Here is a 14234-nt window from a genome sequence, read left to right on the forward strand (position 1 = left end):
TGGTCACCGCGCTGGTGCTGATCAAGGTGCCGCTGGTGGCATCCGCTTTCGGCGCGATCAACGAGGCCGTCGGCGTCATCGCCGCCGCCTCGCGCGCCGGCACCTCCTTCGTGTTCGGCTATCTCGGCGGCGCGCCGCTGCCGTTCGACCTCAAGGCACCGGGCGCGGACTTCATCCTCGCCTTCCAGGCGCTGCCGATCGTGCTGGTCATGAGCGTGCTGACCACGCTGCTGTTCTATTGGCGCGTGCTGCCGCCGATCGTGCGCGGCATGGCCTGGCTGCTCGAGCGGACGCTCGGCGTCGGCGGCGCGGTCGGGCTCTCCACCGCGGCCAACATCTTCCTCGGCATGGTGGAAGCGCCGCTGTTCATCCGGCCCTATCTGGCGCAGCTCACGCGCGCCGAACTGTTCCTGGTGATGACGGGCGGCATGGCCGGGATCGCCGGCACCGTGCTGGTGCTCTACGCCACCCTGCTCGCGCCGCTGATCCCGGATGCGGCGGCGCATTTCGTCGTCGCCTCGGTGTTAGGGGCGCCGGCGGCGATCCTGGTGAGCCTGATCATGGTGCCGGAGACATCCGATCAGCGCACCGGCGGATCGCTTGGCGATCCCGGAGTCGCTAGCGATCCCGAGATGCACGCGTCCTCGACGATAGACGCCATCGTCAAGGGCACCGCGGCCGGGCTTGAACTGTTGCTCAACATCGTGGCGATGCTGCTGGTCCTGGTGGCGCTGGTCTATCTCGTCAACTCCATCCTCGCCATGCTGCCGGACATCGGCGGCGCGAAGATTTCGCTGCAGCGCCTGCTCGGCTACGTCATGGCGCCGGTGTGCTGGCTGATGGGCCTGCCGTGGTCGCAAGCCATCACCGCCGGCAGCCTGATGGGCACCAAGACCGTGCTGAACGAGCTAATCGCCTATGTCGACCTGTCGCAACTCCCGACCGACGCGCTGGACGCGCGCTCACGCCTGATCATGCTCTATGCGATGTGCGGCTTCGCCAATTTCGCCAGCCTCGGCATCATGATCGGCGGCCTCAACACGATGGCGCCGACGCGGCGCGAGGAGATCAACGCGCTCGGGCTGAAGTCGGTCGTATCGGGCACGCTGACGACGTGCCTGATGGGCGCGATCGTGGGGGTGTTGACGTAGCCCCCTGTTATTCCGGGTCGTCCGAAGGACGAGCCCTGAATCCACTAGGCCGCGGACAAGCGGAGGAATGGATTCGGCTCGCGCTCCGCACCTCGCCTCGGGCCGCGTGACCCTTCTCATTGGCAAGACCGTCGTTCGCATCCTCGTCGAGAACAAGCGGGCCGTTGGCGTCGAGCTCATGGACAAGGGCCTGGAGAGGATCACGGCCGACGAGGTCGTGCTGTCGGCTGGCACCGTCCATAGCCCAAAGATCCTCGTGCAGTCGGGCATCCGGCCAGCCGACAGCCGCGCCAGCACGGTATCGCGGTAATCGTCGATTCTCCGGAGGTGGGCGTACCGAAGATTCTCGGCGATGCGGCGGATGACTTCCTCCTCTACCGGCGTGTGTCGGCCATGCGGCGGGATGTGACGAGGATGCGTGAGGACCGGCGCAGCCGTATTCCCCACCGCTATGGAAACTATATATGCCGGTTATTGGAAAACTTCGGCTCGCGCTGCGACAACTGAAAAGGTCAACGAACGCTACTGGTTCGCTAACACAAGGAGCAACGCCATGAGAAGCGTTAGTGCCTTGGGCGTTGCCCCGGCGGGATTGTCTGTGATCGGCGCCGTCACGGCCTACGGGCAAATCAATGCGCGCTCACAGTACTGCGGAGCGAGTGCGGCCGTGGTCGACGACAAGGGAAATCTGCGCACGCCTTCCGACTATCGGACCGCTTATCAGGTGCTGGGCAGCTGGGCAGTGGCTAAAGACGACGGTCCGGGCTCGAAGGAACTGCACGTGGTCTATGCATCGCCCGGAACCATCGCCGCGTATCACAAGGACAGACACTTTACCGACGCCACCGTTTTCGTGAAGGAAGTGTTCAAAACGATATGACAACCGGAACCGTAAGCAGTGCCGGCACCCTCGCTGGCTGGTTCGTCATGGTGAAAGACAACGCCGGCCGATTTCCAGGAAACAAGCTTTGGGGCGACGGCTGGTCATGATTCGATGCAACTAATCCCCGGAAGACCGCATCCACGACTACACGACGGACTGTCAGTCCTGTCACGTGCCGGCGCGACAGTCAGACTGGATCTACACTCGTGGCTATCCGCCCCTGAACCGATAAGCGGGCGTGGCGTCGATGGTGTGTCATTGGTCAAGCCGCTGCCCTGCACCGAGCAGTTCGGAAAGCGAGGTCACGTCGACCGCTGGCAAAGCGCTGTTCCACCTTCGCTTTCGGAAGCCACCATGGCCCCTAGCATGAGATGTTGAACAAGCTTTCCAACGCTGCAGCATTTCGAGCAAAGAGACAAATGATCGAGGAGAAAATTACCATGAAAGCAATCGTGGTAACGGACCAGGCGGCGGGAATGGCCGGGATGAAGCTGGTGGAGCGGCCCGAGCCGCAGGCAGCGATAAACGACGTCGTCGTTCAGGTTCATGCGTCGGGATTCACCTGGGATGAGCTGACGTGGCCCTCGACCTGGACCGATCGGCTCGGCCGTGACCGGACGCCGGTGATTCCCGGGCAGGAGCTGGCCGGAGTGGTCAGCGCTCTGGGCTATGGCACGACGGGGCTGTCGGTGGGACAGCGGGTGTTCGGCCTCACGGACTCGTATCGCGGCGGCACGCTGGCGGAGTATGTGGCCGTCGAGGCACGCAACCTCGCGCCGCTGCCGGGCGATGTCGACTTCACCGTGGGCGCGAGCGTGGCGATGCCGGGCCTGACCGCGTGGCAGGGACTGTTCGAGCACGGCCGCCTTCAGGCGGGGCAGAGCGTCCTCGTGCACGGCTCGGCCGGCGCAGTCGGTTCGATGGTAACCCAGCTCGCACGTGAGTCCGGCGCGTACGTCATCGGTACCGGACGTGCTGCCCACCGTCAGAAGGCGCTCGACTTCGGCGCGCAGGAGTTCGTCGACCTCGAGAACGACGCGCTAGAAGACGTCGGCGGAGTCGATCTGGTTTTCGATGTCTTCGGCGGCGACATCGCGAAGCGGTCCGCGGATCTGATTCGAGCCGGAGGAACGCTGGTGACCATCGCCGGCCCGACCGAGGCACGGCCCGCCAACGGCCTGGCGGTCGACTTCGTTGTCGTGTCCGATCGCGCCCAACTGAGTGAGATCGTCCGGCGAGTGCGTGACGGACGGCTGCGGACGAACATCGGCAACGTCTCGACCCTCGACCGCGCCGTCGCCGCCTTCAACCCGACCAAGCGGATCAACGGGAAGACTATCATCCGCGTTCGTTCGTGAGCGACACGCGCCTATCGATGCGCGCGGCCGGCCAGCGCTGTCCAGATCGGCCGGCTGCATCCCTATCAGACCCGCCGGGGGCAACCTGGGAAACTACCCACGGCCCCTGGCACGAGATGTCGAACGGGCTTTTTATCGCTGGAACATATCCAGCAAAGAGACAAATGACCGAGGAGAAAATTATGATGAAGGCGATCGTGGTGACGGACCAGGCGGCGGGAACGGCCGGGATGAAGCTGGTGGAGCGGCCCGAGCCGCAGGCAGCGATAAACGATGTCGTCGTTCAGGTTCATGCGTCGGGATTCGTCCCGACTGAGCTGGCGTGGCCCTCGACCTGGACCGATCGCCTCGACCGTGACCGAACACCGTCGATCCCCGGGCACGAGCTGGCCGGAGTGGTCACCGCCCTTGGGTACGGCACGACAGGATTGTCGGTAGGACAGCGAGTGTTCGGCCTCGCCGACTGGCATCGCGACGGCAGCCTGGCGGAGTATATAGGCATCGAGGCACGCAACCTCGCGCCGCTACCGGGCGACGTCGACTTCACGGTGGGCGCGAGCCTGCCGATCTCGGGTCTCACCGCGTGGCAGGGACTGTTCCAGCACGGCCACCTTCAGGCGGGGCAGAGCGTCCTCGCGCACGGCGCGGCCGGTGCGGTCGGGTCGATGGTGACGCAACTCGCACGATTAGCGGGCGCCTACGTCATCGGCACCGGACGCGCGGCCGACCGTCAGAAGGCGCTCGACTTCGGCGCGCAAGAGTTCGTCGATCTCGACAACGACGCGCTGGAAGACGTCGGCGGCGTCGATCTGGTGTTCGATGTCATCGGCGGCGACATCCAGAAGCGGTCCGCGGGCCTGATTCGAGCCGGAGGAACACTGGTGTCCATCGTCGGGCCGGCCGAGGCGCGGCCCGCCGACGGCTCGGCGGTTGACTTCGTTGTCGAGTCCGATCGTGCCCAACTGAGTGAGATCGTTCAGCGGGTGCGGGACGGACGACTCCGGACGAACATCGGCAACATCGCGATCCTCGACGACGCCGTCGCCGCCTTCAACCCGACCGAGCGACGTTCGGGGAAGACGGTCATACGCGTTCGTCCGTGAACGACACGCGCCTATTGATATACGCAGCCGCGGGGCGCCGTCGATGTCGAGCGGTTGCGTCCTATCTGCCCGATCCACAAAGAGGCATGCATGGCTATCACGTTGAAGATCAACGGCACACCCCATGAGGTCGATGTCGACGGCGACATTCCGCTTTTGTGGGTGCTGCGTGACGTGCTTGGCATGACCGGGACCAAGTTCGGCTGCGGCCAGGCGCTGTGCGGCGCCTGCACCGTGCATCTCGACGGCCAGCCGGTCCGCTCCTGCCAGACGCCCGTCGATAGCGTCGGCGACAGTGCGATCACCACGATCGAGGCGATCGGCAAGACTCCGCAGGGCGCGGCCTTGCAGAAGGTGTGGCTGGAGCTGGAGGTGGTGCAGTGCGGCTACTGCCAGTCCGGCCAGATCATGTCGGCGGCGGCGCTGCTGAAGGACACGCCGAAGCCGACGGATGACGATATCGACGCCGCCATGTCGGGCAATGTCTGCCGATGCGGCACGTATCAGCGCATCCGTGCCGCGATCAAGCACGCTGCAGGAGTTTGAAATCATGGATGAGCTTGTTCTGAAAGAGCAGATTGCCGATGAAACAGAGATGTCGCGACGCGCCTTTCTTCAGGGCACAGGTTTGCTGCTTGGTTTTGCGCTGACCGGCGCAAGCACGGAGTCCGTCTTCGCGGCGCCTGCTTCGCAGGTGGTCGAAAACGAGGTCACGGGTGCTTTCGCGCCGAACGGATTTATACGGATCAATCCAACCGGCGCCGTGACCCTGGTCATTCCGATGATCGAGATGGGACAGGGGGTTTACACGTCGCTCTCGATGCTTCTCGCTGAAGAACTGGAAGTGAAGCTTGACCAGATTCAGGTTCAGCATGCGCCACCAAATCATGCGCTTTACGTCAATTCGATCATAGGCATTCAAAATACAGGTGGTTCCGCCTCTGTCCGTGCCTTCTGGACACCGCTGCGTCAGGCAGGGGCAGTGGGTCGTAATCTGCTGATCGCGGCAGCCGCAAAGCGCTGGAATGTCGATCCAGCGACTTGCCGCGCCAAGGACGGCGTCGTGTTCGATGCATCAGGCTCGAAGCATCTGAGGTACGGCGAACTTGCGAAGGCCGCGGCGAAATTGCCTGTGCCGCCCGCGGCAAACGTCAAATTGAAGGATCCGAAGGATTTCACCCTGATCGGCACGCGTGCCAAGCGCGTCGATTCCTCGATAAAGGTCGATGGGCGCGCGCTCTACGGCATCGATACGCGACTGCCGGGTATGAAGGTTGCGGCCGTTGCTATTTCGCCCGTGCTCGGTGGCAAGGCGAAAACGGTGGACGAGAAGGCCGCGCTGGCGGTGAAGGGCGTCCGGCAGGTGGTCAATATCGATGAAACTGTTGCCGTGGTGGCGGATCACACGGGTGCGGCGAAGAAAGGGCTCGAGGCCGCCGCCATCACGTGGGACGACGGGCCGAACGGCAAGGTCAGCAACGCCGATATCGTCAAGCAATTGGAGGAGGAATCCAAAAAGCCGGGCGCTGTTGCCCGTAACGTCGGTGATGTGGGGAAGGCACTTGCGGAGGCAGCGCAACGGGTTGACGCCATCTATCAGGTGCCTTTCCTGGCCCATGCGGCGATGGAGCCGATGAACTGTACCGTTCATCTGCAGAAGGATCGTTGCGACATCTGGGTCGGGACACAGGCGCCTACGATCACGCAGTCTCAGGTGGCCGAACTCACCGGCCTGCCAAAGGATGCGATCAAAATTCACAATCATCTGATTGGCGGTGGCTTCGGCCGAAGGCTGGAAGCCGATGGCACGATCCTCGCCGTCAAGATCGCCAAGCACGTCGACGGCCCGGTGAAGGTGATCTGGAGCCGCGAGGAAGACATCCAGCACGATATGTATCGGCCGTACTATCTCGATCGGCTGTCGGCCGGACTTGATGCGGCTGGCAAGCCGGTTGCCTGGACGCATCGGATCGCCGGCTCCTCAGTCATGGCTCGCTATTATCCCCCTTACGTCAAGGACGGATTGGACCCCGATGCCATAGAAGCGGCGGCCGAGCCGCCCTATGCACTGCCCAATATCCACGTCGACTTTGTCCGGGTCGAGCCCCGTGGTGTCCGGACGTCCTGGTGGCGCGGTGTCGGACCGACTCACAATGTTTTTGTGGTCGAAAGCTTCATAGATGAGCTCGCGCATGCCGCGAAGCAGGATCCCGTTGCTTATCGCAAGGGATTGCTTGGCCATAATCCGCGAGCGCTTGCTGTTCTGCTGCTTGCTGCGGAAAAAGCAGGGTGGGGCTCACCACTTCCCGCGCGGCATGGCTGCGGGATTTCGGTACAATTCGCATACGGAAGCTACACGTCGCAGGTCGCCGAGGTCGAAGTGGCGGCCGATGGCTCTGTCAAAGTCAAGCGGATCGTCTGTGCGATTGATTGCGGCATGTACGTCAATCCCGATACGATCGAAGCACAGGTTCAAGGTGGAACGCTTTTCGGGCTGACCGCTGCGCTCCACGGGTCAATCACCTTCAAGGATGGACGGGTCGAGCAGAGCAATTTCGACAGCTATCTGCCGATGCGTATCGACGAGGTGCCGGTGGTGGAGACTCATCTGATTAGGAACGCGGAAGCTCCAGGTGGCATTGGTGAAGCTCCGACAGCCATTGTCAGTGCTGCGGTGACAAATGCGATCTTCGCCGCCACCGGCAAGCGCCTGCGTAGCCTGCCAATCGATATGGATTCGCTGAAGTCGTCGTCTTAGTCCTTGCCCGTCATCCCGTGCGCGTCGCAGCGTGCACCGGATGACAGTCCGGAGCCGAGCGGCCCGAACGGGAAGATTCCGTGAAATGCACCATTCGAGGGATTAGTCACAGATAGTGCGCGCTGCAAGGGTTGTAGCAAGGAGTTGCTCCGGCAGTGCTAGATGGCCGACGGTGCGATCCGAGGCGCCCTGGAACGGTCGATAGATGAGTTGCCCGATGAGCTGCGCACCGTGTTCGTGGCCTGCATTGTCGACGGCATGACGCCGGGGCAGTTTGCCGAGTTGTCTGCACTCACATCGGAGACGGTAGAAGCACGTCTGCACAACGCCCGAAGCTTGCTGGGTGAAGTGCTTGTACGCCAGCTCGGTGCCGCCTTCGGGGGCGTCTATCAGCTTGACGATAGCCGTTCCGAGCGCAGTACGAACGCAGTAATGGACCGGCTTGTCCCGCGCCGGTGAAGCGCCGCAACATGAAAGCGACCAAGCTGGCGCGCCGGTTCAGTCGCAAACCCATCGCGAGGACAGTTGGCTCGGGCATAGGACTGTTCAAGCAGCGAGGATTTCGGCGGACAACAAGTCACGAGGCTCGCTAAACAAAAACTCGACCGTATCGCGCCGGCACTGTCGATGGCTCGATAGGGATACATCCCCTGGCCGCGCACCTTGATGTAGGTTTCGTCAACATGCCACTTGCCGGTGATCATGCGCTTTCGCCTGGTGAACCGGTTCAGCAACAGCGGCGAGAACCGCACTGCCTAACGGTGGATCGTGGAATGGTCGACGCGGATACCGCGCTCGGCCATCATCTCTTCGTTGACGTCGAGTTTGCGATAGAGCCCATCACACTCCTTCATGTTCATGTCCGTTCGGCAATTATCTGCCGCTATAGAAACCATACGCGTCAGCTATTGGAAGACCTCGTCCCGCGCTACTACGACTCGGTACCTTTGTTGCAGATCTCATCGAGTAACGCCGAGGGCACCTAGGAAACTACCCGTGGCCCCCCCTGACATTAGATGTCGAACGGGCTTTCCATCCCTGCAACATTTCCAGCAAAGAGACCGAGGAGACAATTCCGATGGAACTGACATGGTACGGCCATTCCGCATTTCGCATCGAGGTGGGCGCGGCCAAGATCCTGATCGATCCGTTTCTGTCCGATAACCCGTCCTGGAAAAGGGGGTGGGAGGAGCCCGCCGAGGGTGTCACCCATGTGCTGCTCACGCACGGCCACAACGATCACGTCGGCGACGCGCTCGCCATCTTGAAAAAGACTGACGCCATGCTGGTCGCCAATTTCGAGATCTGCAACTATCTCGCCGGACAGGGCGCCAATGGTGACAAGGTCAATCCCGGGCTTCACGGCGGCACAGTGGACTGCGGCGGCTTTACCACCGCCTTTGTCAATGCCTTGCATTCCTCGTCATACGGCATGAAAGACGGGCAAAATGTTTATCTCGGCAATCCGACCGGCCTCGTGCTCCATTTTCCCGATGACAAGACGCTCTATCACATGGGCGACACCGACATCTTTGGTGACATGGCACTGATCGAAGAGCTGCATAAGCCGGACATCGGAATCGTCCCGATCGGGGATCGTCTTACCATGGGCGGCGCTGTGGCTGCACTCGCTTGCCGACGCTATTTCAACTTCGACACAGCGATCCCTTGCCACTACGCGAGCTTCCCCATCGTCGATCAGACTGCGGACAAATTCGTCGAAGGGCTGAAGGGCTCGTCGACCGAAGTTGTGGTGTTGAAAGTCGGCGAAACAATCTCCGTCTAGTATGATTACGCATAGGGCGTAGGCGGTTGTGTGCCGCCTACCGGTCGCACTGTCCTGAGGTCCGTGTCTTTCGCACCAGCAAATAGACCTTCCGGTTTGCGAGCGTGATATGCTCGGGAAGAAAATGAACCTCCCAGAATATGAGATAATTTTGCCCGGCTGCTTTAGGCCCTGCACGTTGTTGGCGCGCGGACGCACGGAGGCCGTCGTGATCACGCCGATTTATCGACTACATGCCCCATCTGAATGACGCTTGAGCGCCGTCGCCGAATACTGTGGCGTCGGTGTGAAGCAGGACGACGGGCGATGGCCACGACGGTTGGAGGCCCTGCTGGAAGTCAGGACAACGATTGGACGTCTGCGGAGACTGCCGCCGGGCGCAACGTCGGCCTCTCCCTTTGGAGGGGTGTTCGAGGAAGGTGCCCGCCTTGTCGAGCGCGCAACTGCTTCTGATCCCCATGGCCAGGCATTACAGTTTGAGCGCCAAGGCTACTTCAGCCACGACGATGATATCCGCTCCGAACGGCTGGTCTTCAATCGAACTGCCTTGTTGCGCGACAGCCCGGGAAGGCCGCCGACAGCGCACCCCGACCTTCTCAGGAAATGAGACGGTGCTTTCCGAAGGCACGCGATTGTCTGAAGAAGCGAACGCCCGTACTTCCACTCACGCGCATCGAGGTTAAGTGGAGGTTACAATGAAAACGTCAATAGCGCTTGTCGTTGCGGAAACGCTGAGAATAGTCGGTCGGCTTGCGCGGGGCGCGGCAGCGCAGGCTCGTCGAGCGGTGGCAGGCGGCGGCGACCTCGGATCGATCGCGCAAACGAATGCCACAGTTTACCACGACGCACCAAGGGCGAGCTGAGCTTCAGCCGCACTGCGTCGCTACTATTGCGGCCCACGCGCAGCGTGCGTCAAAACGCTGGTCCCCGAGACAAAGGCGCGCACGAACAGATCAGGACCACCGCCGTCCGGTTTAATGAAGCCGTAGCCATGCTTGGGGTCGAACCAAATGACGATCCCCATGCCGGTCGTCGATGCTCCCGTTCGCCCGATCATGCCGGAGTATAGCAGAGCCTGCACGATGACGTCGCTCGGCGGTCTCCTTCAAATGCTAACTACCGTTGCAGCCTCTTTCGATTCAGTTGGCTGTTGAGTGATCACAAACGGCAAAGCGGGGGAATTGCTAGAGCAGTTTTCTTACTATCGCCTAGTGCGAGTTGAAAGGCGCACGAGAACGCTTTGACCGCTCACTCGCATACTTTTGCGCCCTAGTGGCCGTCAAAAGCAAGGCATTTTCTTGTGGCGTGGATGCTGCGCGCTTTTTGGAATTGCCGGATGATCATTGCAAGTGCAGTAGCTGCGCCAGCGAGGGGCGGCGCTTCGAAGCATCCGTTTGCTTCCTGTCTTTGGAGAACGCCGCTGATCAAGTCGCCACAACAGGATTGGTTCCCTTCTCTTCATTTCGAAGCACCTATTCCCGCTATGATCCGGTTCCGAATAGTTCTAAACTGGGTAGGCTAACATGCGGAGCGCATCATGCAGGGCGACCCAAAGGTCATTGAATTCCTGAATAGGGGCCTGCGCGGCGAGCTCACTGCGATCAACCAGTATTGGCTGCACTACCGTTTTCTGCGGAACTGGGGTCTGCTGGAGATGGCCGAGGTTTGGCGAAAGGAATCGATCGAGGAGATGAACCATGCCGATCGCATCACCGATCGGATCATTTTCCTCGACGGATTTCCAAACATGCAGGTGCTCGATCCCTTACGGATCGGCCAGAACGTCAAGGAAATCATCGAGGGCGATCTCGCGCTCGAGATCAGTGCCCGTTCGCTCTATGAAGAGGCGGCGACCCACTGCCACAGCGTCCGGGATTATGTCTCGCGGGACCTGTTTGAAGATCTGATGAAGGACGAAGAACATCACATCGACTTCCTGGAGACACAGCTCGACCTGATCGGACGGATCGGTCTCGAGCTCTACACGCAGAGTCATGTCGGCGGACTCGAAAGCGAGCATTAGCTTTGCTCCCCCTCGAATTGGCACGCTGCTTCTCGGTGAGCGGCCTAGACGTCTTTGCACCGGTGGCAAGCCACGCGTTTGCTGAGGAGTTCTCACAAATCGAGATCGCGGTGCGTCCTATTCAATGTCCGCTCTGTCCCGATGGCGACCAAATTCGGCATCGCAGCGAAATGACGTGATTGGCCATTAAGAGACATTTGAACGCTGCGACCTTTTGTGGAATAGTTTTTGTTGGTATTCCCAGGGGACACCAGTTGAACGTTTCCAATGATCGGGACATGCGAGCGCTAGGCCGCACCATGCGGCTATGGTCCCTTATTAAATTGGTGCCAGTGCTGGACCTTTTATCGCTTCAATCTCCGCTGTTGAGGTTGTTCTCCGCACGGGCTGACCTAACCGAGGATGAGCTAGTAGTGCTCGGGCTTAAGCATCTCTATTCCCTTAAAAATGAGTTGAAGGGTGTCAAAGGTGAGGCCCTATCGACATCGAACGTGGTCGCGTTGCTGAGGCAATCATCACCGCAACGCGGAAACCACCGCAACTACATTGAGGGACAATCAAAGAGGCGGAGCACCTACGCTGTTATCGCAGTGAGAAAGCAGACAAAGGTCTCTGTAAAGCGGCGAAGCGCAGACGAAGCAATCGAGACCGCTGAGGCCTATCACCGCCTCGGAGCAACGAGTGTCTTGATCGAGGCGCCGGACGGAAAAAAGTATAGCTTGGAGCGGTTCAGCGCGCTCCGCCGCTACTCTCCCCCAAATTGAGGCGCTCGCAGCCAATCTCCACGAGTATCCGCTGCGGGTCATGAGTGACCAGGTTAGGGCCAGCGGCAAAGTCGGGTGTGTCCCCTATGCCGCCGGAAGCGGAAGTGAGCTATCAAACCGCGACGCAACAGGAGCGAAGACGATGACCGAGTGCATCACCAATGACCGCCCGCCCATCGCCCTCTCGACCACGATCCAGAAAGGCCGCGACTGTCAGCGCGTCGGCACTGGCGTTGCACCTCGATTGTAGTCGGACATCCATCGGCGAGCTCGAAGCCGAAGGCGTGATCCAGCGGCAAGGTAACGGCTTCCCGCTCGACCAGAACCGGATTGCCTACCTACGATACTTGCGGGGTGAGCATCGGCGAATGAACGAGGACAGCAACATCGCGCTTTCGCACTACTCTCGGTGGCGACCGTTGTAGGGCAGTTGACGGAGGTCTCAGTCGGGGAGGCGGATATCTTCCCGCAGCAGCGCCCGCTGGACCGCCTCACGCGAGAGCACGCGTGCCATAACGTCGGACCAGGCTGGATAGTCGGCATGGCAAAGCCTGAGGTCATGCCCCACAGGAAAAAGACCAAAAGATACGTTAATTCAGACGCGATCGCATCGCGGCGGCCTTGCCGTGGCCACCTCGCTGTGGCTTCAATTGGAGTTCTGTCCATCACCCTCAGATTCTGCTGGGACGTAGCCATGCACTTGGCGAAAGGCACGGAGAAAGCTGCTGCAGCTCCTATAACCGACCGCCCGGGCGATCTGCTTAACCGAAAATGTCCTCGCGGCGAGCATGTCGGCTGCACGCTTCATCCGCATTTGCCGGAGCGCGACCATTGGCGAACATCCGATTGCGCGCACAAAGCGCGCCATGAATGCGGATCGGCTCAAGCCGGCCTTCTGCGCCAAGGCCATGACAGAGTGATGGGCCGATGGTCGCGCCACCATATCGGCGAACGCAAGAGCGATTTGACGGTCACTCAGGATAGAAAAGCGTTCGAGCCAAACGCTGGTCGAATTCAGACTCCGACGGACGAGCGTGACGAGGACCTGTTTCAGGATGGCGGTCGTCATCGCTTGCATTCCAACCTGGCGGCCGCTGATTTCTGCCAACGCAGCCTGCAACTTTGACCCCAGTTCATCGGTGGGTACGAAGCGCTCGACAATCGGCGTCGAAAGGCCTGCAAAGAGGTCGATCGACGCGCCGTAGGTGGCGCGAAAGTACCCGCAGATCAGCATGACCATCGGGTCGACGTCCCCGGCGACGAATTGCTGGACACGCTCGCCGAAGCGCGGATCCCATTGCGCTTCCAGCACATTCACTGTCTTGGCCGCCGTGCGGTCATCGACCTCGATGTGAAACGGCTTCTTGGCCGGTGTGATGACAAGGGTGTGAGGCACCAGTGGAAATGCGGAGAAACCACTCACGACCATTCGTCCGGTCCCGGAAAGATTGTAGTGGATAGCCGGCGCGTCCGCGCTCCCGAATGACAGGCGCCAACCTGGACTGACCAAACACTCGAAGAGCCCAATGACGTCGATATCCAAGGTTGCCATCAGCACATCGAGATCGGATCGAGGCAATGCCAGATTTGGACGATCGGACATGTGTTTCGGACCCTCGGATTGAGCTGGTGTCCTAGTCTTAGGACAGGACAACGCGGTCGATGGGGAACGTAGCCATAGCGCGATGGTACACTCAGAATCGCAAGTCTTGATACTGCTGTATGGCTAGGACGGAGCGCATCCGCTCGCAACGACCAGCCGCGTGGGCGGAAGCTGGGAATCTCTTTGACGAGCGTGAGCGCACCGCGCTCGCCGCGGCCCTCATTCCAACCGTCCAGAACTGAGACCTTAGGAGCTCCTAGATGAGCAAAAAACATCCGATGAAAATATGGCCAAGCTGATCCTGATGCAAACACAGACATTTATTGCTGGTCTCGCCAATGATGTTCTACGCAACCGCGACGTTAAAAGGAGACAACGTCGGTGAGAACACTTTCCGCAAGATGAGAAACAGTTCCGCAAGACGCGGGTCGAGAATTCCGAGCCGGCGCACAATATCTGTTTCCGCAGAAGCTCCGCGGCAAGCCGCTTGACCATTGCCCCTGCCTACTATGGCAACGAACTGGAACGGTCCGAACAACGGCAAATCTTTCGAGTATGAGTATGCAGCTGCAGCTTTATCAGGTGCGATATTTCTTAGCCCTAGCAAGGACGCTCAATTTTACGCAGGCTGCAAAGCAATGCAATGTGACGCAGCCGGCGCTGACAAAGGCGGTACAAAAGCTGGAGCAAGAACTCGGTGGCACGTTGATTCACCGTGAACGTCACCTCACCCAGCTCACCGAGCTGGGCAAGATGATTTTGCCCACGCTGGAGAAAATATTTGCCGCCGCGGAGGCGGTACGGC

14 protein-coding genes and 1 pseudogene are annotated in these 14234 nt (G+C 60.5%); 12 read left to right on the forward strand and 3 right to left on the reverse strand.

Annotated elements, in window-relative coordinates:
• From J6497_RS39110 to J6497_RS39145, 8 genes are all read left to right on the forward strand, one after another.
• The coding region (locus J6497_RS39110) for a NupC/NupG family nucleoside CNT transporter (RefSeq protein WP_225709492.1) at nt 1-1151 on the forward strand (1151 nt) is incomplete at its 5' end.
• A 67-nt stretch (nt 1152-1218) separates the two neighbouring features.
• A complete protein-coding gene (locus tag J6497_RS39115; protein WP_225709493.1) occupies nt 1219-1461 on the forward strand; it encodes a GMC family oxidoreductase N-terminal domain-containing protein in 243 nt (80 codons plus the stop codon).
• Nucleotides 1462-1704: 243 nt separating this feature from the next.
• A complete protein-coding gene (locus tag J6497_RS39120) occupies nt 1705-2031 on the forward strand; it encodes a hypothetical protein (protein WP_225709494.1) in 327 nt (108 codons plus the stop codon).
• A 443-nt stretch (nt 2032-2474) separates the two neighbouring features.
• Nucleotides 2475-3392, forward strand: a complete 918-nt coding sequence (locus tag J6497_RS39125) for an NADP-dependent oxidoreductase (RefSeq protein ID WP_225709504.1) — start codon at nt 2475-2477, stop codon at nt 3390-3392.
• 185 nt (nt 3393-3577) lie between these two features.
• Nucleotides 3578-4495, forward strand: a complete 918-nt coding sequence (locus J6497_RS39130; protein ID WP_225709495.1) for an NADP-dependent oxidoreductase — start codon at nt 3578-3580, stop codon at nt 4493-4495.
• A 90-nt stretch (nt 4496-4585) separates the two neighbouring features.
• Entirely contained in the window at nt 4586-5041 is a 456-nt protein-coding gene (locus tag J6497_RS39135; protein ID WP_225709496.1) for a (2Fe-2S)-binding protein, read from the forward strand.
• 4 nt (nt 5042-5045) lie between these two features.
• Nucleotides 5046-7253: a xanthine dehydrogenase family protein molybdopterin-binding subunit gene (locus J6497_RS39140; protein ID WP_225709497.1), complete on the forward strand. Its 2208-nt coding sequence runs from the start codon at nt 5046-5048 to the stop codon at nt 7251-7253.
• A gap of 162 nt (nt 7254-7415) precedes the next feature.
• Entirely contained in the window at nt 7416-7712 is a 297-nt protein-coding gene (locus J6497_RS39145; RefSeq protein ID WP_225709498.1) for a sigma factor-like helix-turn-helix DNA-binding protein, read from the forward strand.
• A 102-nt stretch (nt 7713-7814) separates the two neighbouring features.
• On the opposite strand, the pseudogene J6497_RS39150 reads toward J6497_RS39145, so the two are convergent.
• Nucleotides 7815-8065 (reverse strand): annotated as a pseudogene (locus tag J6497_RS39150) (DDE-type integrase/transposase/recombinase); the annotation flags it as partial.
• 266 nt (nt 8066-8331) lie between these two features.
• Here J6497_RS39150 and J6497_RS39155 point away from each other — a divergent pair.
• Nucleotides 8332-9039 (forward strand): metal-dependent hydrolase, encoded by a 708-nt coding sequence (locus tag J6497_RS39155; RefSeq protein ID WP_225709499.1) that lies wholly within the window; start codon nt 8332-8334, stop codon nt 9037-9039.
• 253 nt (nt 9040-9292) lie between these two features.
• Nucleotides 9293-9646, forward strand: coding sequence for a hypothetical protein (locus tag J6497_RS39160; RefSeq protein WP_225709500.1), 354 nt, complete (start codon nt 9293-9295; stop codon nt 9644-9646).
• 279 nt (nt 9647-9925) lie between these two features.
• On the opposite strand, the gene J6497_RS39165 is transcribed toward J6497_RS39160, so the two are convergent.
• On the reverse strand, nt 9926-10120 hold the full coding sequence (locus J6497_RS39165; protein WP_225709501.1) for a cold-shock protein: 195 nt from the start codon (nt 10118-10120) through the stop codon (nt 9926-9928).
• 456 nt (nt 10121-10576) lie between these two features.
• On the opposite strand from J6497_RS39165, the gene bfr reads away from it, so the two are divergent.
• A complete protein-coding gene (gene bfr, locus J6497_RS39170) occupies nt 10577-11062 on the forward strand; it encodes a bacterioferritin (protein ID WP_225709502.1) in 486 nt (161 codons plus the stop codon).
• Between the two features lie 1410 nt (nt 11063-12472).
• On the opposite strand, the gene J6497_RS39175 is transcribed toward bfr, so the two are convergent.
• Complete coding sequence (locus J6497_RS39175; protein WP_225709503.1) at nt 12473-13429, reverse strand: helix-turn-helix domain-containing protein; 957 nt, start codon at nt 13427-13429, stop codon at nt 12473-12475.
• A 561-nt stretch (nt 13430-13990) separates the two neighbouring features.
• Between J6497_RS39175 and J6497_RS39180 the strand changes: the two genes are divergently transcribed.
• On the forward strand, nt 13991-14234 hold a 244-nt coding region (locus tag J6497_RS39180; protein WP_376708343.1), incomplete at its 3' end, for a LysR family transcriptional regulator.

Origin of the sequence: Bradyrhizobium cenepequi (genome assembly GCF_020329485.1) — a bacterium.
Lineage (GTDB): Bacteria > Pseudomonadota > Alphaproteobacteria > Rhizobiales > Xanthobacteraceae > Bradyrhizobium > Bradyrhizobium cenepequi.